The following is a 20,996-nucleotide window of genomic DNA, read 5'->3' on the forward strand; positions in this document are numbered from 1 at the left end:
ATGATAAAAATACACTCCAACAAAAATGATTAGTTGTTGGAGTGTATTCTAAAAAGTTCGATAAGTTCTGGAATATTAGAAACATTGAGCTTTTCAAAGATTCTACTTTTATATGTGCTCACTGTCGAAGGGCTTAACTCCAACAAGCTGGATACTTCAATAATGCCCAGTCCCTTTATCAATTGCTTGGCGACGTCCACCTCTCTATTTGACAAACGTGCCAACGGATTTAGTTTCGTCAGTTCAGACTTGCTCTGCGTCAATTTTTGAATGTATAAGTCCTGTACATTGCTCGACATGTACTCCCTCTATCCTGAATAGCCAAAATAGCATTGGAAAGTTCAGCCATTGCTGTTGTTTTATTGAGATACCCTACTGCTCCGGCTTCGATATAACGTAAAGCGTAAAGTGATTCGTCATAAGATGAGAAAATCAAAATTTTAACGCTTGGTCGAATTTGAAGGATTTCCTCCACGACACGTATATTATTTCCTCCCGGCATATTAATGTCCAATAATAATAGGTCGAAATCCTCTACCTTTATTTTTTCAAGAACCTCGTCAAAGGTTTCAGCTTGGAATATTTCTGCTTTTTGAAGAGTTTCTTTAATAATAACGGAGGCTCCTAATCGTACAATGCCGTGGTCGTCTGCTATAAGAATCTTTTTCATAGATACGCTATCTGATGCTTGGCTTTAATTACTGTATGAAATAAAGTACTAACAATATACAATATATCTTGATATTTTACTAGTTAACGGCCAAATATAAGAAATTAAGTTAACAAAAATTAGTGGAGTACGGGGTACACGTCTTTTTTATAAAATAGGGCAAAAGCTAGAAAATAGCGCACAATATGAGTTTAACGATAAAAAATTAGCATATTTTAATTAGATTTATGTGACAATTATTAGTTTTGTCATAATTCATGGACTAAAAAATTTAAATATGGGATTTTTAAAAGAGTTTAAAGAGTTTGCAATGCGCGGCAGCGTGGTTGATCTAGCTGTCGGTGTTGTCATCGGTGGAGCTTTTGGTAAAATTGTTACCTCATTGGTTGATGATATTATCATGCCGCCCATTGGTTATTTAACAGGTGGCGTTGATTTTTCATCCAAGAAATTGATCTTGAAAGCTGCTGATGAAGCTACTAAACAAGCTGAAGTATCTATTAATTATGGAAACTTTATTAATGTAGTTATACAATTTTTAATTGTAGCATTCTGTATTTTTTGTGTTATTAAGGCATTAAATTCATTGAAACGTAAAGAGGAAGCAGCTCCGGCGGCACCGGCAGCACCGACGAAAGAGGAAACACTTTTGACTGAGATCAGAGATATCCTGAAAAATAAATAGGGTAGGATAGATACTGCATTTTATAAAAATCAGTACAGCCAAGCTGTGCTGATTTTTATTTTATGGTACATGGAAAATTGTTTTTTGAAGCTGTAGCTGAATAAATTAGCTTGTCCGCTTCACATTAACTTTAAATGTTCGTAATATTGTTTGTTTTTCTCTAAAATAAACTTTACTTTTGCATTCCTCTTGGGGAGTTTTGTATTAATTGAAGTAAGAACAAATTAGCATAATAGCGTCATGAAAAGAACATTTCAGCCATCGCAAAGAAAAAGAAGAAACAAACACGGTTTTAGAGAGCGTATGAGCTCTGCAAACGGTAGAAGAGTATTAGCTTCACGTAGAGCTAAAGGTAGAAAACGTCTTACAGTGTCTGACGAATACCGTCACAAAGGTTAATCTTTGACAAGGATCGGTGGCCGCTTATAAGAGCTTTTTCTAATAAGATTAAGTCATCGTATGAAAAATACATTTACAAAAGAAGAACGGTTATGTGCGAAAAGGCGTATTGATACGCTTTTTAAAAGCGGTTCTTCTTTTGTCTTGTATCCGTTTAGAGTTGTTTTTATCTTCGAGAAAAACACTGCGGCTGACGATATCCCCTCCAGTCAGTCTATTATTTCTGTATCCAAACGTAGGTTCAAAAGAGCAGTTGATCGCAATTCGATTAAGCGAATGATGCGTGAGAGTTACCGTTTACAAAAATCGAATGATTTGATTCCATTTTTGTTGGAACATAATGTAACTTTGTATTTAGCTATTCAATATGTAGGCAAGCAAATCTTAGCGTATGATATGTTTAGTGCCGCAATGAATAAAATGCTAAAAAAATTGCAGGATGAATGTGCTGAAGCTTATTTGGAAAAAGGGGATTAAGCCCCTGTTTAGTTTTATTTTCTTGGCTATTATCCGTTTCTACCAAGTTTTTATCTCACCATTTTTAGGCGCCAATTGTAGATACACGCCTACCTGTTCTCAGTACGGGAAGGACGCCATTCTGAAATATGGTCCTTTTAAAGGTGGATGGATGGCTTTGAAACGAATCGCACGTTGTAACCCCTGGGGTGGGCACGGACATGATCCTGTGCCTTGATTTCAATAATGACGATGAATAATTTAATTTTACAAATTGATACTTCAACCACGATTTGCTCGGTTGCTTTGAGTGAAAATGGTCAAACGCTACGGGTTATCGATCTCGATGAACCTAATGCTCATGCGGCTAAATTGACTATTTTGATCGCGAAAGTCCTTAAACAGACAAACCGAACGATGCAGGATTTAAGTGCTGTAGCGGTGAGCATGGGACCGGGCTCTTATACTGGTTTACGAATAGGGGTATCTACGGCTAAAGGTCTCTGTTATGCGTTAGATATACCTTTAATCGCTATTAATACGTTAGAAGCGTTGTTTCTAGGGTATAAGGGACAATTTGGTTCAACAGCAGGTGATGCTTATCTTCCTATGATCGATGCCCGCCGTATGGAAGTGTATACGGCAGTTTATGACCATAATGCTGCATTGGTGAAAGCGACATCAGCAGAAATTATCGATGTCGATTATTTCAATGAATTATTACAGAACTACCATCGTGTCCATTTATTTGGTTCGGGAGCCGATAAATTCGAAGATTTGTTCAGCGCATCGGATCGGGTGAATGTGCTTAGCAGGTTTAATGTTTCCGCAACTTTTCTATCGACGTTGGCCTTTGATAAATTTCAGCGGCAAGAGTTTGAGGATGTTGCGTATTTTGAGCCATTCTATCTTAAAGATTTTGTGGTTACCACGGCAAAGAAAAAGGTTGGCTTATTATAGCCAACCTTTTCTTTTGAACCACAGATAAATGGCAAGGGATATGGCGACCATGATCCCCATGGCCACTGGATATCCATAGTACCATTCCAGTTCGGGCATATTTTTGAAATTCATTCCATAAATTCCTGCCACAAAAGTGATGGGCATAAAAAATACGGAGAAAATTGTCAGGATACGCATAATCTCATTGGTGTGATTAGATGAGATGTTGAAATACACATTAAGCAGTTGAGCTACATTTTCCGATAAGTTTTCGTACAAGGTTGATGTCCGGACCTGCAGGTCTTTTAAATCCCGGGTATAGACATCTTTTTTTGACGAAGAATGGAAATGCTCGACGACCTCCCTGTAGAGAAAGATGACCTTTCGCGCAACATCAATCTGCCTTTTGATAAAATAAAGATTTTTCAGTATCGGCTGTTGTTTCATGCGTTTGAGGAATATCAATTCTTCGTAAGCATCGATTCGTGTTGAAAGTTGTTCTAACGTTTGGCTAAAGGTAAATACAGCCGCAGTCGTGATAAATACAGCCAGTTTACGACTATTTTTTGTCTTGATAGACGTGAATTCAATATTTTTAAGTTTTTCTAAAAACTCGATGCGACGTTTGTGTACCGTAATCACAAAATCACTTCCATAGAAGATGGTCAAGCGATCGGTGATTTCTCCGATACTGTCTGAATTTTCTTTAAAATTGTCCGACATGACACGAAGAATGACAAAAGTATAATTCTCAAATTCTTCAATTTTAGGTAGATGTTCTGGTTCTTTGGAATCCTTGATCGATGCTTCATTCAAATTGAAGCGCTCTTTGATGAAGGCGAAGTCTTCTGAGGTTGGCTCAGCTATATCTATCCATTCGTAGTTCGCGATTTCTTTTTCAACAATCGTTCTGACCATAAATCTAATTTTAGTAAGGACAAGATAAGAAAGAAAATAAAAAAAGCCATCAACTCAGTTGATGGCTTTCTTAAATTAGGATGATCTTCTATTTATTTGAAGATTTATATTCTTCATTTAACTGTTTAATTACTTCATTCGTGATTTCCAAAGATGGGTCTGCATACAATACTGTTGGGTTGGTCTTCGAATAGGTCAGCACCAGTTTGTAGCCATTTTCAGCAGCATGTTTTTTCAGGAATTCGGTAATTTTGTTATAAACATTGTTGAATTCTTCAGACTCGTCCTTTGCAATGGAAGAAGAAGCTGTTTGGTCTAAACGTGCAAGCTCATCTTGTTTACGCGCCAGTTTTTGTTCCGTAGCTTGTCTATCAGGAGCAGACATTGTGGCTGCATTTTTTTGATATTCGGCAACTTCGCGTTGGAAGGCAGTACTTTTAGATTGCAGATCTGTTTGTGCTTTCTTTACTTTGTTTTCAAGCTTTGACTTAATGTCCTTAAAATATTGATATTTTTCAGAAAGTGAATCCGAGTTTAAATAGACGATTTTATCTTTGTTACTTCCCTGACTTTCCTTGCTTACCGTATTAGAGTCATTTTTTGCAGGTTCGTTTGCTGTTTTTGCACCTTGATTACATGATGCAATAGTTCCAACCAATAAAAGGCCAAAGGAAACTTTCGATACAATTGAAAATATAGTATTCATTTTTTTGTTATTTGCAAGTTATTACTGAAAACAAACCTAACATAAAAAAATCGAAATTCTAGTTTTTAGTATTAAAAAAGTAAAATTATCCTATGTATCATTAATTCCGAATATCGGGTCAATACTTCCTTATAGACTTGATAAATCGGCCGAAATTTCGTATTTTTGAATATTACATTTAAGAGGTTTTCAATGAGCGAAGAAAATAAAAATGCATCCACCTATTCGGCCGATAATATTCAGGTATTAGAGGGTTTAGAGGCGGTTCGTAAGCGTCCATCCATGTATATTGGTGACACCGGTGTAAAAGGATTGCACCATTTGGTATACGAGGTAGTTGACAATTCAATCGATGAAGCTGTAGCGGGATATTGTACAGATATCTTCGTTACTATCCATAAAGATAATTCGATTTCTGTCCGCGATAACGGTCGTGGTATTCCCACAGGAATCAACAAAAAAGAGAATAAATCGGCCTTAGAGCTTGTAATGACAGTATTGCATGCTGGAGGTAAATTTGATAAGGATACATACAAGGTTTCTGGTGGTCTGCATGGTGTCGGTGTTTCCTGTGTGAATGCGTTGTCCACCCTTTTGAAGGCTGAGGTTCACCGCGATGGAAAAATTTTCCAGCAAGAATACCAAATTGGTAAGCCTTTATATGATGTAAAGGAAGTTGGTGTTTCGGATAAGACGGGTACTATTGTAACGTTCCATCCGGATGCGACAATTTTCACGCAGACAACTGTTTATAATTACGATACATTGGCAAATCGTCTTCGTGAGCTAGCATTTTTAAATAAAGGTGTAAGTTTGACGTTGAATGATGAGCGTGAAACAAATGAAGACGGTTCTGAAAAGAAAGAAACATTCTATTCGGAGGGCGGTCTTAAAGAATTTGTGAAATTTTTGGACGGTAACCGTCAGTCGTTGATCCCTGAACCAATTTATGTTGAAGGTGTAAAACAAGGTATCCCTGTTGAACTGGCTTTACAATATAACGATACCTATTCGGAGAATGTCCATTCTTATGTGAATAACATCAATACGATTGAAGGCGGCTCTCATGTTGCCGGTTTCCGTCGTGGTTTGACACGTACCTTGAAAGCGTATGCGGACAAGTCCGGTTTGCTTAAGAACTTAAAAGTGGAAATTACCGGTGATGACTTCCGTGAAGGATTAACAGCCGTTATTTCAGTCAAGGTTGCAGAACCTCAATTTGAAGGACAAACAAAAACAAAATTAGGAAACTCTGAAGTTATGGGGGCTGTAGATGTTGCCGTAGGTGAGATCTTAGGCGTCTATTTGGAAGAGAATCCACGCGAAGCTAAATCTATCGTTCAAAAGGTTGTCATTGCGGCTCAAGCACGTGCTGCTGCGCGTAAAGCCCGTGATCTGGTGCAACGTAAAACCGTTATGGGAGGCTCCGGACTTCCAGGTAAATTGGCCGATTGCCAAGACAATGATCCGACAAAGTGTGAGATCTATTTCGTCGAGGGGGATTCTGCGGGTGGTACTGCAAAGTCTGGTCGTGATAGAAAACATCAGGCAATCATGCCTTTACGTGGTAAGATCCTTAACGTCGAAAAAGCAATGGAACATAAGATCTACGAAAATGAGGAGATCAAGAACATGTTTACAGCTTTGGGAGTGAGTGTCGGTACTGCCGAAGATGCTAAGGCATTGAATCTTGAGAAATTACGTTATCACCGCATCATTATCATGACCGATGCCGATGTGGATGGGTCCCACATTACAACATTGATCCTGACGTTCTATTTCAGGTACATGAAGGAATTGATTGAAAGAGGATATGTCTATATCGCTACGCCGCCATTATATTTGGTTAAGAAAGGAAAAGAACATGAATATGCTTGGAATGAAGATCAACGTATCAATGCGATTCAGCGTTTGAAAGGGTCAGGTAAAGAAGATAGTGTACACGTACAACGTTATAAAGGTCTTGGAGAGATGAATGCTGAACAGTTATGGGATACCACCATGAACCCCGAGACGCGTACTTTAAGACAGGTGACGATTGAAAACGCTGCGGAATGTGACCGTATTTTCTCTATGCTAATGGGGGACGAAGTTGCACCACGTCGTGAATTTATTGAGAAAAATGCACGTTACGCTAAGATTGATATTTAATTGATCTTATCATAACAGAATAAAAAAGCCTGATAAAATTTTTTATCAGGCTTTTTTTATTCTGTTATATTTCTTAATTTCATACCAGTGAATCGTTTTTCTGCCGGGATAAAGGGTTCATCGCCTAGCAATTAGCCAATATTAATTAAAACCTATTATGAAATATTGTAGCAAAATTTTGCTCTTTATAGGTTGTTTTATTGGAATAACCTGCCAGGCGCAAACAAATGAAAAAATCGATTTCCAAGATTTATTTGAAAGCTTATCGGAAGAGTTCCCAGCGGACGCTGATTTGAGTGAATTCACTGAAAAGTGGTATCATTATCTCAAACACCCGATCGATCTCAACAAAACAGATGGAAGAGAACTCACAGAATTACAGTTTTTAGACCCTTTATTAATCGAGCATCTACTGGACCATAGAACCATTTCAGGAAATTTTATTGACGTACTCGAACTACAGTCTATTGAAGGGTTTAATGATCGTGTGATCAGTTTATTGTTACCTTTCGTGAGGGTAGGCGCGGGATCTTCTCTTGAGACCCTGAAATCGAGAAATTTTAAACAGGAATTTACGGTACGATATGCCCGGACACTCCAGAAAGCAAAAGGGTACCGTATAGTCGATACGACGAAGTCCCATTATCTCGGCGATGCCAATCGTTATGCTTTTAGGTATAGAGCCCAATTGAACGATGCAGTCCACCTCGCAGTCAATATGGAGAAAGATGCTGGGGAACCCTTTTTTAGGGATAAACAAAAAATGGGATTCGATTTCTATAGCCTAAGCATATCGATAAAGAATTTTGGCCGTTTCAGGAATATCGTAATCGGCGACTATGCTTTGCAATTTGGACAAGGGCTCAGCATGTGGAACGGTTTGAATTTTGGAAAAGGAGGACTGGTACAGCATACAGCAAGACAAGGGATTGGAGTAAAGTCATATACTTCCTTAAATGAAGCAAATTTTATGCGGGGTATTGCCGGGACACTACAGATCGGTCAATTTGAGATTACACCCTATATCTCCTACCAATCCATTGATGGAAAAGTTAACCTTATCGATTCTCCTGCAACGATTTCAACAATCGCGAGTACCGGACTGCATCGGACCGCAACCGAACAGCAATACCGTCATGCCGCATCTCAACTAGCCTATGGATTGAATCTATTGTGGCGCTATAAACGGATAAAAATAGGGATTCATTTCAATCAGACTCAATTGGATGCCTTTAAAACGAGAGGCAAAGCAATACGGCAAAAAGCGGACTTTGAAGGGGATTTGCTGCGAAATATAAGTTTATATGTAAACTATACGATTCGAAATGCTTATTTATTTGGTGAATATGTGAATAGTATCGACGGCGGTTCGGCATTGGTGGCAGGAGCTATCATAAGCTTACATCCACGTTTATCATCGGTAATATTGCTTCGGGACTACAAGAAGAATTTTCATACTTTTTATGGACAGGGATTTGGTGAATCGGATAATACCTCCAACGAGCAGGGGGCTTATGTGGGGTTAACATATCAATTGGGAAGAAAATTGCTCTGGTCCAATTATGCCGATATATTTCGTTTTCCCGGAGCAAAGTATCAGGCTGATACCCAATCTACTGGGGCCGATTTCTTTAGTCAGCTGAGTTACATGTGGCACAAGAAAGGCCAACTTTCGTTGCGCTATCGTAACCGATTGAAACAAGTGAACTACCAGGGAGAGGGGCAAACCGAGAATGGGCTTGTGAATACCGGTAAACAGCAGTTAAGGCTGGAATTTCATTATCGCTTAGGTTCAATGTGGACTATTCGCTCCCGTATAGAAGCCAATTTATTTCAAAAAGAGTATCAGGAAAATAGTTTCGGATACATGTTTTATCAAGATATACTCCGGAAGTCTACCACTGGAAGGTTCCAGTCGAATATGCGGATCGCGTATTTCGATGCGGCAAGTTATGATAATCGGATCTATGCTTATGAGCGGGATGTATTATATGCTTCGGGTTTTGGAATGTACAATACACGAGGATGGAGAATGTACTTGAATCTGCAATATCGGTTAAGTCGCCATCTTCAGGTATGGGCCAAATATGCGGTCTATTATTATCCGGGGCGAGAGCGTATTGGGACTGGATTGGACCAAATTGAGGGCAATAGAAAATCCGAGGTTAAGGTGCAGTTGCGGTGGCAGTTATGAAAGAGCTGAGTTTTACACAAAGATTAGAGCGGCTGCCTATTCTTAAGATAGCTGTCGTATATATTGTGACGCTTCTCTTCACCCCTAAATTACCGATGTCGCTTTCCTTATTTCACTATATACAGCAGGGATTGGTTGTGATGACTCTGTTAACGATGTTTAGTTATTTTTTTAAAGGTACGATTCGCAAATACGGGTATACCTGCGGATATTATGTGTCTGTTGTATTATTGGGGATTTTCCAATTTTGGCGCGAGGACCCTTTGGTTGCAATCGGTCATTTCTCCCATATAATGACAGATCGTTTTGTGGTCAAAATTATTGAAGAGCCCAAAGTGAAGCGTGATATCGTTCGTTTTTCTACAGAGGTAATAGGGGCTTACCAAAAAGGTGAATTTATAGAAACGACAGGTAGACTTATGTTATCCCTAAAATCCAGCCAGAAGAATGCGCTGCAGTTTGGTGACCTACTGTGGTTAAAAGGTCAGCCCCAAGAAATAGCTCCGCCATTCAATCCAATGGAGTTTGATTATAGGGCGTATTTGAAAAGGCAGCATGTCTACCATGAACTTTTCGCAGTCTCTGGTCAGTATAAGCTGATCAGCCGGCAAGAAACAACGACTTTTTCGTTGATTGCGCTCGCTTTACAAATGAGAAGATATTTTTTGCTCAAGCTTCGACCCCATATTAAAGGGGATGAGAACTTTGCGATTGCGTCAGCTTTATTATATGGTTCCCGGAGCGATATCAGTGCCGAAAGCATACAGGCCTTCACTAATACGGGAACGATACATGTGTTAAGTGTATCGGGAATGCATGTTGCTGTTTTATTCGGGTTTTTATCCCTTATTTTCAAACGAATTGCTTGGCCTTCCTATCTCAGATGGTTGCCACTAATTTTGTTATGGAGTATGATCTGGATATATGCTTTTATTGCAGGTCTTGATCCGCCCATTACGCGGGCGGCTATTATGATTAGTTTTGTACTCTGTGCAAAGCATTTTAAACGAGGCTTTTCAACGCTCAATTCGCTTATTATTGCCGCAGTATTGATTCTGCTGGTCGTTCCAAGGGCGGTTGCTGATGTGGGATTTCAACTGTCTTTTCTAGCGGTTTTAGGTATGATTGTATGTTCGCCGCTTGTCGAGGAACTTCTTCCTGTCAAAAGACCGATATTGCGGCTTTTGAGAGATACACTGGCGGTGTCTATCGCCGCGCAAATCCTGACAACGCCACTGAGCCTTTATTATTTTGGACAGTTTCCAACTTATTTTCTGGTAGCTAACTTATTAGTCGATTTTCCTTCAACCCTAGCGATGTATCTCGGTTTTATCATGACAATTAGTCCAATGGAAGGGCTTAACGATTTAATGGGTTTCCTCTTGGAGCATCTCATTGCCTTCATCTTATACGGATTGAAACATATTGACCATTGGGCTTTTTCAACAATAAAAGTTTATCCTATGGGGCTGGAGCTCCTATTTTTGACCTATTTTGCACTGTTTTCTTGTTTATATGCTTTTCAGTGGAAAGATAAAAAATACGTTTGGTTAGGGGGATGCTGTGCAATTGGAATGCTATTGATCACTGTGCAAAAACGCTTAGAAAATAAAGATGCAGAACGATTTCGGGTCTATAATACGAAACAAGAGTTGACGATCGGTTATTTCAAAGGTGGGCGCGGTATCATTTACAGCACATTTGATTCTTTGCAAGCCCGGGGCTTGCAATATGCATGTGGAAGAGAAATTCAATTATTGACGAAAAAAGAAGTTCAGTTTGTGGCTTTGAATGGCCGGGAGCGTAAAAACTATCTTGTTACGCTCCCCTTGGGTAAAATAGCTATTCTATCACATACGCAAGGGAAAATGCCACATGCTGACCTCGTTATCGTTAGGAAAAATATATTAGATGGTTTACCCCGATTATTGAAGCAAATTAGGCCAAAACTTGTTATAATGGATGGATCCAATTCAATGGAACAATCGCTGCAAACTCAACACATGTTAGATAGTTTGGGTGTACAGAATTATCTCATGAAAGATAATTTTGCGTATGTTTGGGATAAGGAGAATTTATGACGCAAGATAGTATATCAATCTTAAGGCAATACTGGGGATTCGAATCATTTAGACCCTTGCAGGAAGAAATTATTCAATCGGTCATTTCAGGTAAAGATACCTTGGCTTTATTGCCGACTGGCGGCGGAAAGTCGATCTGTTTTCAAGTACCTGCCTTGATGCGAGAAGGGATTTGTATTGTCGTAACACCGCTTATTGCATTGATGAAAGATCAGGTTGAGCATTTGAAAAAAAATGGAATTCAGGCGGTCGCAATTTATGCTGGAATGCGGAAGAGGGAAGTGGATATTACCCTGGATAATTGCGTCTATGGGCAAATAAAATTTCTCTATCTTTCTCCGGAAAGATTGTACAATGATATGGTAAGGGAGCGCATACGGTTTATGAATGTAAATCTATTTGCCATAGACGAAGCACATTGTATTTCTCAATGGGGATATGATTTTAGGCCGCCCTATTTAGAACTCGCTAAGTTGCGGGAACTGCATCCCCAGGTTCCTTTTCTAGCTCTTACGGCGACCGCAACGGAGCGTGTCATCAGTGATATTCAGCAGAAACTGAATTTTCCGAAAGAAAATGTATTTGTCAAAAGCTTTCTTCGCGAAAATCTGGCTTATATGGCCATTGAAGAAGAGGATAAGATGGGACGTATGGTGCGGATTATACATAAGTTGGGCGGATCCGGGATTGTCTACGTCAGAAACCGGCGAGAAACGCAGGAGATAGCCCGTATTTTGGTCAATAACGGCATTTCGGCAGATTATTACCATGCCGGACTTTCGGGGCAGGAACGGGATCAGAAACAGCACGGGTGGATGACAAATGTTGTTCGCGTAATTGTAGCTACAAATGCCTTTGGGATGGGAATTGATAAACCCGACGTGCGTTTTGTGATTCATCTCGATTTGCCCGATTCGTTGGAGGCCTATTATCAAGAAGCCGGTAGGGCAGGACGAGATGGCAAGAAGGCGTATCCCGTTATTCTTTATCAAAAGACAGATGAGCAAAAACTTGTCGATAATTTGCAAGCTAGTTTTCCTGATATTCCATTTATTCAACAGACCTATCATTACCTTTGTAATCATTTTCAGATTCCCTATGGTGCTGGAGAAGGAGTGACTGTAGATTTTGATGTTGTTGCTTTTGCCAAAAAATATCAGCTGCCATTGGTTCCCGTTATGAATGCGCTGAAGTTTCTGGAACGGGACACTTGGTTGGTTTTGTCAGAAGCTATAACAATACCCTCACGCTTTAAGTTTGAAATTGATAGCGCCGAATTGTATAAAGTTCAGGTGCAGTATGTCAAATATGATAAGCTCATTAAGGCTATTTTGCGTAGCTATGGAGGCGTATTTGAAAACTATATTCTCATCAATGAATATGAATTTGCGCGTAAGTTGGGTCTGCCTTATGATCGTGTTGTCGAGCTGTTGAAGTCGTTAGAGTTGTTGGAAATAGCGAGTTATCTACCTTCTACAGATGCGCCACAATTGACCTTTTTGCAGAACCGCGTCGATTACAAACACCTGCATATCGATCATATTTTTATTCGCGATCGCCATCAGGTGAAAGAAGAAGAAGTCAATGGCATGATCGGTTACATTGAACATAGCAATTGCCGCAGTCAGTCACTATTGTTATATTTTGGCGAGAAAAATGCGGGGTTCTGTGAAGTATGCGATTTGTGTCTGATCCGCAATCATCAGGAAAAGCAGCGGGCAGATATTAAAGCAGAAATCAAAAGCAGTTTGCTCGCTGGAGCTAAAAATATCCACGATTTGATTGGTAGCTTAACGATAGGTACCGAAAAGAAAAGAATAGAAATCATCCGTGATCTCTTAGATGCGGAAAAAATCCGCTTGGAGGATAATCTCTATTCTTGGAATACCTTGTTTTAAACTATTTTTCGATGGGAAGATTAAGCTCTTCGCGCCCCCATTCTGACCAAGAACCATCGTATACACGGATTCGCTCGTGACCAGCAAGATGACAAGCAAATGCTAAGATTGAGGCCGTGATCCCCGACCCACAGGAGAAGACATATTCATTTCCGGTCGCATTAAAATGATCAAATTGCTGTTTCAATTCATCGACGGGTTTATAACTTATTCCATCAAATAACTCGTCGAAAGGGAGGTTTTTGGAATGAGGAATATGTCCACCAAGAAGGCCTTTCCGCGGTTCAGCGACTAAACCACTAAATCGACCTTTACTTCTGGCGTCAAAAATATTTACGTCAGCATCCCGATAATGTGTTAAGATATACGCTTTATCAGCATAACGGTTTGCTTGAAACTGGGCTTTAAAGTTGCCGGGTTTTACGGCAGCTGTATACTGGTCTACCAGTGGTAATTTGCTTTTTTTCCAAGCGGGAACACCACCATCTAGAATAAATACCTGTTCGAAACCCATAACCTTAAACATCCACCAGGCTCTTGGGCTCGAATAAACACCCCATCTGTCATATAATACGACGGTACTATCCTGATTGATTCCTAGGCGTTGCATTTCCTTTTCGAATACTTCTGCCGATACAAGGGTATGCGGTAATTTAGAAGTAGCATCGGAAAGTTTCCCTTCGATGTCAAAAAATTGAGAATGAGGTAGTACTTCGAACTTGGCTTCCTTGATGGATTGGCCAACTTTGTCGATGGTGCAATCAAGGAGGACAATGTCTGTATGCTGTCCCAATGATTCCTGAAGTTCGGTGGGGCTAATTAAGGCTGAATTGAATGACATAACAATAACGTTTATTGCTACAAAATTACAAAAGCATCCCTATAAAAGCAAAGCGGCTGTTCTTTTGGAACAGCCGCTTTTTATGGATTCAAATTGCTAATTACTTAGCGTTTTTATCATTTTCCATTTGCTCTTTCAATTGAGCTAACACGTCTAAGTCGCCTAAAGTAGATTTTTCAACAGAATCTTTTACTTTTTTCACAGCTGAAGACTCAGCTTTAGCGTCTTTTTTACGGTTGTTAGACTCTTCTTTGCGAGCTTCTTCTTTCTCTTCTTCCCAGATACGAGAGTGAGAAATTACCAAACGTTTGTTCTCTTTATTGAACTCGATGATTTTGAATGAAGTAACTTCATCAACTTTCAATGAAGAACCGTCTTCTTTAACAGAGTGTTTAGAAGGACAGAAACCTTCAACACCGTATTGTAAAGCTACGATATCACCTTTGTCACCAACTTTGATTACTGTACCTTCGTGGATAGAACCTTCAGTAAAGATCGTTTCGAAAGTATCCCAAGGGTTTTCTTCCAATTGTTTGTGACCTAAAGATAATTTACGGTTTTCTTCATCTAATTCTAAAACAACTACGTCTAATGTTTCACCAACTTTAGTGAATTCGTTAGGGTGGTTGATTTTTTTAGACCAAGATAAATCAGAGATGTGGATCAAACCGTCGATACCTTCTTCTAACTCAACAAATACACCGAAGTTAGTCATGTTTTTAACAACAGCTGTTTGTTTAGAACCTACAGGGTAACGCTCAGTGATGTTTTTCCAAGGATCTGGAGTCAATTGTTTGATACCTAAGCTCATTTTACGCTCATCGCGGTCTAACGTTAAGATTTGCGCTTCGATCTCGTCACCAACTTTCAAGAACTCTTGTGGAGAACGTAAGTTTTGTGACCAAGACATTTCGGAAACGTGGATCAAACCTTCAACACCAGGGATGATTTCTAGGAAAGCACCGTAATCAGCAACTGTTACGATTTTACCTTTCACTTTAGAACCAACTTCTAATGCAGTATCTAAAGATTCCCAAGGATGCTCAGATAATTGTTTCAAGCCTAAAGCAATACGTTTTTTCTCATCATCAAAGTCTAATACAACAACGTTGATTGTTTGATCTAATGACAAAACTTCTTTTGGATGATCGATACGACCCCAAGAAATATCTGTGATATGCAATAAACCGTCAACACCACCTAAGTCGATGAACACACCGAAGTCAGTGATATTTTTAACTGTTCCTTCTAATACCTGACCTTTTTCTAATTTAGCAACGATTTCAGATTTTTGGTTTTCTAAATCGTTTTCAATTAACACTTTGTGAGATACGACAACGTTTTTGAATTCGTGGTTGATTTTCACAACTTTAAATTCCATTGTTTTACCTACGTATACATCGTAGTCACGGATAGGTTTGATATCGATTTGAGATCCAGGTAAGAATGCTTCAACACCTTTGATATCAACGATAAGACCACCTTTAGTACGGCTCTTAACGAAACCAGTAATGATTGCATCATTTTCCAATGCCTCATTGATAGCTTCCCAAGATTTTTGAGTTTTAGCACGTTTGCGAGAAAGTACTAATTGACCGTTAGCATCTTCTTGAGACTCAACGAATACGTCAACTTTGTCACCAACTTTTAATTCTGGTAAGTCACGGAATTCTGATAAAGAAACTAAACCGTCAGATTTGAAACCAACATTTAAGACTACGTCTTTGTTGTTGATAGAAACTACAGTACCTTCAATAATTTCACCTTGGTTAACTTGGTTGAAAGTATCTGCGTATTGTGCTTCAAGTTTAGCGCGTTCAGCTTCGCTATAATTTCCGAAACCTTTATCATTTGCATCCCAGTCAAATTCACCTTCTGGTGTGATCCAAGTGTTTGATTTGATTTCGTCGATTAAGTTTGAATCAGCTTCTGATTCAATTTTTTCAGTGTCTTTCACTACTTTAGTGTCAGCACCTTGTAGCTCTGCGTTTTTCGCTGCTAATTCTTTTTCTGCTTCTTGTTTTTTTGCCATTAATTAATTTTCTCCTTTTTCCTACTTTGTAGGAGTTGCAAAGGTACAAAAAAACTTTAAATGCAAAATTTTATTTTTCTTATTTTATTGAAAGACTTTCAGTTATACGGGCCTTTTGAGTAAGATGACGAAACTGACTGTTGGAACGGTCGTTTGGCACCTTTTACCGTTCATATGTTGCAAGACTGATGGGTAAATTAGGCTTTTAAACCATTGTAATACACCTATTCGTCTTTCTTAAAAGAGTTGAAAATGCGTAGTTTGGCAATAACAATGGTTTGTTTAGACAGAGCTATTGCCGCATTAAGCTCATAGCCCAATAATAAAATAAGTGTATTCAGGTAAATCCAGAGCATGATGACAATCAATGTCCCGATGGATCCATAAAGTTTGTTATATGCGCCGAAATGATTGATATAAAAGGTAAATATGGAAAACGTCAATATCGCTAAAATGGTCGCCATAGAAGCTCCGGGACTGAAGAGTTTCCATTTATTGGAGTTGGAAGGACCAAATTTGTAAATACAGCTTACCGTGAAAAAGTAAATAGCAAATATAATCAACCATCGGGCTACTTTAAGTAGTATAGCCCAGAAGCTCGACTTTATACCTGTGGTTTCCTTGAGGTAGTCTATGGTAATGCCAGCTAGGGTAAATATTGTCATCCCAACTGTTAACGCAAAAATAATTAGGAAAGCCAAGGCTAAGGCAAGCAAACGTTTTCTGACCCATGGTCTTCTTTCCGTCATGAGGGAAGCCTTATTGAAGGCATTCATCAGAGAGGCCATACCATTGGTTGCAAAATAGGCCGCAAATAAAAAACCGAAAGAAAGTAATCCACCATTTTGGTTTTTAATAATATCCTCCAAAGTTGTTTCAACAACCAGAAAAGCATTTTTGGGAATAACCACGGCCAGAAAGTCCAGCAACTGTTCCTGAAAATTATTGATCGGAATATAAGGGATCAATGTAAATAAAAAAATGATACCCGGAAAAATGGCCAATAAAAAGCTATAGGAAAGGGAAGAAGCCTTGCTGACAATGGAATCTCTCGATAGCTCCTGAAAGAAAAATACAGCCACAGTATAGAGTGGTAGCGAGCCAAAGCCAGGTAGTACGACACGTTTACTCCATTCGATTAATCTAAAATAAGGTTCAATATTTAATAGCCATTGGTGGATTTTCCCCATATCAATTAAAATAGTTACTCATCTTATCCAAGAAAACCTGTGGCGGCATACAAGGTCTATTTTTTTCCATGTTGACAAAGACCAAAGTTGTCTCGCCCTGGTTGAGTAGTTCTCCGCTTTCATTGAACAGCTCATATTCGAAAATAATACGGATGGCAGGTTTCTGGCGGATTGTTACCCGTATTGTGATCAAATCATCGTATTTGCCCGGTTTCAGGTATTTTGTTTTCATCTCCGTAACGGGGAGCATGACCCCCATTTCTTCCAGCTCCTTATACGATATCCCCGTACTCCGCAGCATTTCAGTCCGCGCTATTTCGTAAAATGCAGCATAATTTCCATAATAAACATAACCCATTTGGTCTGTTTCTGCATAGCGGACACGAATCTGATGGTCAAATACAAACATTATTTTTTAATATTTCTGGCGTCCAATGCCTGTTGGAATTTACGTGCATTGATCAAATGCTCAGCCTCTGTTTTTGCAAAATTATGATACCCTGAAAAATCATCTTTGGCACACATGTAAATATAATCATGTTGCTTAAAGTTTAAGACCGCATCAATTGCAGCAATGCTTGGAATTGAAATAGGACCTGGGGGCAAGCCTCTATAGATGTAAGTATTGTAAGGATTGTCTGTTCGGAGGTGCTTATTCAATACCCTTCTGATTGTAAAGTCATTGTTTGCAAAGATCACAGTAGGATCTGCCTGTAATAACATCCCTTTTTTGAGGCGGTTTAAATATAATCCGGCTATCATGGGCATTTCATCCTGATGTAAGGCTTCCCCCTTGACGATAGAAGCCAATGTGCTAACCTGTTGTGGCGTCAAATTGAGCGCTTTTGCTTTCGCAATACGATCCGCATTCCAAAACTTTTTCCATTCGTCATCAAAACGGGCAATTACTTTTTCGGGATTGGTGTTCCAATAAATTTCGTACGTATTGGGGATGAACACCGAAACCAGATTTTCTTTTGTAAATCCATATTTCTGTGCTGTAGCCTCATCATTCAGTACAGCGATAAATTGTGCAGAATCTGCCTCAAAACTTTTTCCAAGCAGTGCGGCCATATTCTCTTTCAATCGCACATTGGAAAATCTGAATTTTACAGGTTCTTGGTAGCCACCAATCAAATTGCCAATTAAGCGTCTATTGTTCATTCCTGGAGTTAACAGATAACGTCCAGGTTTTACACTTTGATCATATTTTTTATATTGTGCGGCACGCTCAAATGAAGCAATATCATCCACTAAATTTGAATCCTTGATTGATTTCAGCACATCTTCATATTTTTCACCTTCGTGTATGTACAGGTACTTTTTCTCTCCAGATACATTCGAAGCATAAAATGCTTTATAAAATGTCCAAGCAAAATAACCTCCAACAACAATAACGATCAGAGCAATGATTTTTAACCAACTTGGTATTCCTTTTTTATTTTCCATGCTAAAATTTTTTTTTCATTTGTTGTTCGCTATTTAGGGTATTCATACAGCCTTTAGCGGTCAATGGTTGATGAAATCGCGCACATGTAGATCGGTTTCATCATGATTTTATATGATTTCTGAATCTGCCGAGAACGCTAATCCATGATTATGGAGAACATGCCATGCAGCTTTATTTTTGAGTCAATAAACTTAAAAGCCGAGACTATTCCCTTTATTCTCTTTTTCCTTTTTCTGTCCTGCAGCCGGATTTGTCGTTGTCGGTTTAGCTGCCGGGGTATTTGTTGTCGTACTTTTCGCTGGAGCAACAGGCTTGGATTGAACCGGAGGTTTTGCCGCTGGCGGATTCCCCTGTGGTTGGTTTGCCTGTGGTTTAGCTGTTGTGACACCTCCAGTTGTCGCTCCCGTTGATGGTGTCGGTGCCGTGAGCGAGAGTGTTACGTCTATTTTAGCGCCTAAGCTGGTTAAGCCCTTTTCTATTCCGGGCGACTGTACACTAATGACTGCTGTAGCTGTATCCGTTACATTTGGATCGTAGGTCACGGTACCTAGTCCTAGCCCAGCTCCCGACAAGGCAAACTTCGCTTCGTTTAGCGGAAGGCCTATTAAGTTGGGGATTTCCACTTCATTAGCACCGAGTCCATTTCCCAAAACTAGGTCTATACGCGAACCTTTAGGGATCATGCGCCCGTTACGGATTGATTGTCCCGCAAATTGAGCGTCCAACACGATATCCCTGGCAATATCTGCCACATAGGAAGTGTCTCCGATTCTAAGATTATGGTTTTTCAAGATTGCTGTTGCCTCGATCAATGTTTTGTCTTTTATATTCGGAAAAGCAACCTCAGGAGCTACTTGCGTGATAATGGTCAAATAGATCGTCCGGCCTGATTTTACATGGAAGCCTTGTTCGGGATCCTGCTCGATGACCATGCCGGGTTTGGCATCCATCTGATAAACGGAATCGATTTGATATTCGAGCCCAGCGTTCTCCAGCGCCTGGATAGCAGCACTGATATGAAGACCTTTCACTTTAGGGACGGCTATAGATTCATCATGTTTGGTATATATTTTCAGTCCAACGTATACGAAAAGGAATACACATACTATCGCGATAAGAGCGGCAATAAGATTTTTCCTAAAAGTGGGGGTCTGAAGATATTGTACGACTTTGGACATTTCTCTGTTTGATAAAAATTAATTCTGCATAGAACCGCAATATTAAAGCCAAGTTTGCAGAATGATTAAATAAAATTATTCCTCACAAAATTATTCGTTTTTCCGTGTATAGCAAATTATATTTGCTATTCGAATCGCTAAAATTTATGAAAGCAAAAATAGCATTAATAACTGGAGGTTATACAGGAGAAGCTGAAGTTTCTTTTAAAAGTTCTGCCTTCGTCAATTCTCAACTTGATCACAACAAATATGATGTGTATTTGATTACCGTGACCAAAGAAGCATGGTACTACGAAGATTTAGCAGGTAAACGGCATCCGATTTCAAAAGCAGATTTTACGCTTCCATTGAACGGAGATACCTTAAGCTTTGACTTAGCATTTATTATGGTGCATGGTGTGCCTGGGGAAGACGGAAGACTTCAGAGCTATTTTGATTTATTGGACATTCCTTATACCTCATGTGATGCCTTGACCTCCGCATTGACCATGAATAAAGGGTATACAAAAGCGATCTTATCGGATATTCCGGAATTGCATTTGGCAAAATCGGTCTTATTGTTTGAATCGCAACGCCCAGAAGCGATCAAAATCGTCGAAAGCAATCTTTCACTCCCTTATTTTGTGAAACCTAATGCCGGTGGTAGTAGTATCGGAATGACCAAGGTAAAGGAATCTGCACAATTACAGGAAGCGATTGATAAAGCTTTTGATGCGGAAAATACGGGGAAACAGGTGATTGTTGAAGAATTTGTGACTGGACGCGAATTTTCCGAGGGAATTTTTCGCAATTCAAAAGGCGAGCTCGTTGTTTTACCTGCTACAGAAGTTCGTACTACACGTGAATTTTTTGATTATGAAGCCAAATATGTGCCCGGATTGACCGAAGAGATTACACCGGCAGCGCTGACGACAGAAGAGCAGGCGCGTGCTGCACGTATTTTAAGGGAAATTTATGTGAGATTGAACTGTAAGGGTATGGTTCGTGTAGACTTCTTTTTGGAAACTGGTACCGATAAATTTTATTTTATCGAGATTAATACTGTTCCTGGACAGACTGCGCAAAGCTTTATTCCGCAGCAAGTACGGGCTTTTGGGATGAAGGAGGGAGATTTTTACGGCGAATTGATCGAAACAGCCTTACAATCGAAATAGTTCTATTTCAAAAATACCTTGAAGCAAGCAGCCTTCAGGACAAGGCGGATA

General features: G+C 39.4%; 20 protein-coding genes. 10 read left to right on the forward strand and 10 right to left on the reverse strand.

The genetic code is table 11. From position 1 onward, the window contains the following. Window positions 1-29 precede the first annotated feature (29 nt). A complete protein-coding gene (locus AAW12_RS26655) occupies window positions 30-263 on the reverse strand; it encodes a helix-turn-helix domain-containing protein (protein ID WP_231585260.1) in 234 nt (77 codons plus the stop codon). Next, entirely contained in the window at window positions 260-670 is a 411-nt protein-coding gene (locus AAW12_RS26660; protein ID WP_231585261.1) for a response regulator transcription factor, read from the reverse strand. The genes AAW12_RS26655 and AAW12_RS26660 overlap by 4 nt, the downstream gene beginning before the upstream one ends. A 277-nt stretch (window positions 671-947) precedes the next feature. Between AAW12_RS26660 and mscL the strand changes: the two genes are divergently transcribed. The 5 genes from mscL to tsaB all read left to right on the forward strand — a co-directional run bounded on the left by mscL (window position 948) and on the right by tsaB (window position 3,170). Next, window positions 948-1,355: a large-conductance mechanosensitive channel protein MscL gene (mscL, locus tag AAW12_RS12565; protein WP_046673978.1), complete on the forward strand. Its 408-nt coding sequence runs from the start codon at window positions 948-950 to the stop codon at window positions 1,353-1,355. Window positions 1,356-1,595: 240 nt separating this feature from the next. Then, on the forward strand, window positions 1,596-1,754 hold the full coding sequence (gene rpmH, locus AAW12_RS26045; RefSeq protein WP_075991291.1) for a 50S ribosomal protein L34: 159 nt from the start codon (window positions 1,596-1,598) through the stop codon (window positions 1,752-1,754). Window positions 1,755-1,814: 60 nt separating this feature from the next. Beyond that, entirely contained in the window at window positions 1,815-2,231 is a 417-nt protein-coding gene (locus tag AAW12_RS12570; RefSeq protein ID WP_046673979.1) for a ribonuclease P protein component, read from the forward strand. Further along, window positions 2,194-2,448, forward strand: a complete 255-nt coding sequence (gene yidD / locus AAW12_RS26050; RefSeq protein WP_084823159.1) for a membrane protein insertion efficiency factor YidD — start codon at window positions 2,194-2,196, stop codon at window positions 2,446-2,448. The genes AAW12_RS12570 and yidD overlap by 38 nt, the downstream gene beginning before the upstream one ends. 14 nt (window positions 2,449-2,462) lie before the next feature. Next, entirely contained in the window at window positions 2,463-3,170 is a 708-nt protein-coding gene (tsaB, locus tag AAW12_RS12575; RefSeq protein WP_046674034.1) for a tRNA (adenosine(37)-N6)-threonylcarbamoyltransferase complex dimerization subunit type 1 TsaB, read from the forward strand. On the opposite strand, the gene AAW12_RS12580 is transcribed toward tsaB, so the two are convergent. After that, window positions 3,165-4,070: a CorA family divalent cation transporter gene (locus AAW12_RS12580; RefSeq protein WP_046673980.1), complete on the reverse strand. Its 906-nt coding sequence runs from the start codon at window positions 4,068-4,070 to the stop codon at window positions 3,165-3,167. The genes tsaB and AAW12_RS12580 overlap by 6 nt on opposite strands. Window positions 4,071-4,158: 88 nt before the next feature. Beyond that, window positions 4,159-4,776: an OmpH family outer membrane protein gene (locus AAW12_RS12585; protein WP_046673981.1), complete on the reverse strand. Its 618-nt coding sequence runs from the start codon at window positions 4,774-4,776 to the stop codon at window positions 4,159-4,161. A gap of 192 nt (window positions 4,777-4,968) precedes the next feature. Here AAW12_RS12585 and gyrB point away from each other — a divergent pair, with 192 nt between their 5' ends. The 4 genes from gyrB (at window position 4,969) to AAW12_RS12605 (ending at window position 13,100) form a co-directional block, all read left to right on the forward strand. Further along, window positions 4,969-6,927: a DNA topoisomerase (ATP-hydrolyzing) subunit B gene (gene gyrB, locus AAW12_RS12590; RefSeq protein WP_046673982.1), complete on the forward strand. Its 1,959-nt coding sequence runs from the start codon at window positions 4,969-4,971 to the stop codon at window positions 6,925-6,927. 157 nt (window positions 6,928-7,084) lie between these two features. After that, the gene (locus AAW12_RS12595) at window positions 7,085-9,121 is read left to right on the forward strand and encodes a helix-hairpin-helix domain-containing protein (protein WP_046673983.1); all 2,037 of its coding nucleotides are present in this window, start codon (window positions 7,085-7,087) and stop codon (window positions 9,119-9,121) included. Further along, window positions 9,118-11,202, forward strand: coding sequence for a ComEC/Rec2 family competence protein (locus tag AAW12_RS12600; protein ID WP_084823160.1), 2,085 nt, complete (start codon window positions 9,118-9,120; stop codon window positions 11,200-11,202). The genes AAW12_RS12595 and AAW12_RS12600 overlap by 4 nt, the downstream gene beginning before the upstream one ends. After that, entirely contained in the window at window positions 11,199-13,100 is a 1,902-nt protein-coding gene (locus AAW12_RS12605; protein WP_046673985.1) for an ATP-dependent DNA helicase RecQ, read from the forward strand. The genes AAW12_RS12600 and AAW12_RS12605 overlap by 4 nt, the downstream gene beginning before the upstream one ends. Window position 13,101: 1 nt before the next feature. On the opposite strand, the gene AAW12_RS12610 is transcribed toward AAW12_RS12605, so the two are convergent. The 6 genes from AAW12_RS12610 to AAW12_RS12635 form a co-directional block, all read right to left on the reverse strand. Then, window positions 13,102-13,941: a sulfurtransferase gene (locus tag AAW12_RS12610; RefSeq protein WP_053003667.1), complete on the reverse strand. Its 840-nt coding sequence runs from the start codon at window positions 13,939-13,941 to the stop codon at window positions 13,102-13,104. A 100-nt stretch (window positions 13,942-14,041) separates the two neighbouring features. Next, window positions 14,042-15,973 carry a 30S ribosomal protein S1 gene (gene rpsA / locus AAW12_RS12615; protein WP_046673987.1) on the reverse strand — a complete coding sequence of 644 codons (1,932 nt, stop codon included), beginning with the start codon at window positions 15,971-15,973 and terminating at the stop codon, window positions 14,042-14,044. Window positions 15,974-16,197: 224 nt separating this feature from the next. Then, window positions 16,198-17,163: a YihY/virulence factor BrkB family protein gene (locus tag AAW12_RS12620; protein WP_046673988.1), complete on the reverse strand. Its 966-nt coding sequence runs from the start codon at window positions 17,161-17,163 to the stop codon at window positions 16,198-16,200. Window position 17,164: 1 nt separating this feature from the next. Continuing rightward, window positions 17,165-17,572, reverse strand: a complete 408-nt coding sequence (locus AAW12_RS12625; protein WP_046673989.1) for an acyl-CoA thioesterase — start codon at window positions 17,570-17,572, stop codon at window positions 17,165-17,167. Further along, complete coding sequence (gene mltG, locus AAW12_RS12630) at window positions 17,572-18,612, reverse strand: endolytic transglycosylase MltG (RefSeq protein ID WP_046673990.1); 1,041 nt, start codon at window positions 18,610-18,612, stop codon at window positions 17,572-17,574. Before mltG ends, AAW12_RS12625 begins: the two co-directional genes overlap by 1 nt. Before the next feature lie 192 nt (window positions 18,613-18,804). Continuing rightward, window positions 18,805-19,791, reverse strand: a complete 987-nt coding sequence (locus AAW12_RS12635) for a PASTA domain-containing protein (RefSeq protein WP_084823161.1) — start codon at window positions 19,789-19,791, stop codon at window positions 18,805-18,807. A gap of 146 nt (window positions 19,792-19,937) precedes the next feature. Between AAW12_RS12635 and AAW12_RS12640 the strand changes: the two genes are divergently transcribed. Beyond that, window positions 19,938-20,945, forward strand: coding sequence for a D-alanine--D-alanine ligase family protein (locus AAW12_RS12640; RefSeq protein WP_046673991.1), 1,008 nt, complete (start codon window positions 19,938-19,940; stop codon window positions 20,943-20,945). Window positions 20,946-20,996: the final 51 nt, after the last annotated feature.

Source organism: Sphingobacterium sp. Ag1, assembly GCF_000988325.1.
Classification (GTDB): Bacteria; Bacteroidota; Bacteroidia; order Sphingobacteriales; family Sphingobacteriaceae; genus Sphingobacterium.